Genomic DNA, 1,055 nt, shown 5'->3' with positions numbered 1-1,055 from the left:
GGAAGACACCACGCTGGAGATCTGGAACCGCAACCAGAACATCCTCGTCACCGGCTACTTCCTGGTCAGCCGCGGTGCCTTCCGCCTGATGAAGCAGCAGAAGATCGGCGGCAGCATGGTGTTCGTGGCCAGCAAGAACGGCCTCGTCGCGTCCGCCGGCGCCTCGGCCTATTGCACGGCCAAGGCGGCTGAGATCCACCTGGCCCGCTGCGTCGCGCTGGAAGGCGCGCCCATCGGCGTGCGCGTCAACGTCGTCAACCCCGACGCCGTCATCCGCGGCTCGCGCATCTGGGACGGCAAGTGGAAGGAAGAGCGCGCCGCGTCCAACAAGATCGAGACCGACAACATCGAAGAGTTCTACCGCCAGCGCAGMATGCTCAAGCTCAGCGTGCTGCCCGAGGACATCGCCGAGGCGGTGTACTTCATGGCAAGCGACAAGTCGGGCAAGAGCACGGGTAACGTCCTCAACGTTGACGCGGGCAACGCCGCCGCATTTACTCGTTGACACGGCGGCCAGGAGACAACCATGACAACCAACATCATCGACACGGCCCAGGTCGAGCAGCACAACGCCAGCCAGCGCACCACGCTGCAGGCCGACTACGACGCGCTCGGCGGCATGCTGTCCCGCCGCGGCGTGGACATCGAGGCGCTGACGGCCACGGCCCAGACCTTCGCCGTGGCCCTGCCCAGCTGGGGCGTGGGCACCGGTGGCACGCGCTTCGCGCGCTTCCCCGGCAAGGGCGAGCCGCGTGACGTGACCGAGAAGCTGGAGGACTGCGCCGTCATCCACCAGCTGACGCGCGCCACGCCCACCGTGTCGCTGCACTTCCCCTGGGACAAGCCGAGCGATCCCAAGGCCCTGCGTCAGCAGGCCGACAGCCTGGGCCTCTCCTTTGACGCGGTGAACTCCAACACCTTCCAGGACCAGCCCGGCCAGGCCCACAGCTACAAGTACGGCAGCCTGACTGCACAAAGCCAGGCCGCCCGCGAGCAGGCCGTGGCACACAACATCGACTGCATCGAACTGGGCAAGACGCTGGGCTCCAAGGGAC

General features: G+C 66.9%; 1 protein-coding gene and 1 pseudogene. Both read left to right on the top strand.

Going from position 1 to position 1,055, the window contains the following annotated elements; translation table 11 throughout:
• Nucleotides 1-505: SDR family oxidoreductase (locus ACXJKR_RS33285; protein WP_457326493.1), on the top strand; the 505-nt coding region annotated here is incomplete at its 5' end.
• A 21-nt stretch (nucleotides 506-526) separates the two neighbouring features.
• Nucleotides 527-1,055, top strand: a pseudogene (locus ACXJKR_RS33280) (sugar isomerase); the annotation flags it as partial.

Source organism: Roseateles sp. P5_E11 (assembly GCF_054049355.1).
The sequence above is the reverse complement of the archived record's forward strand: the minus strand, read 5'-3'. Positions and strand labels throughout refer to the sequence as shown.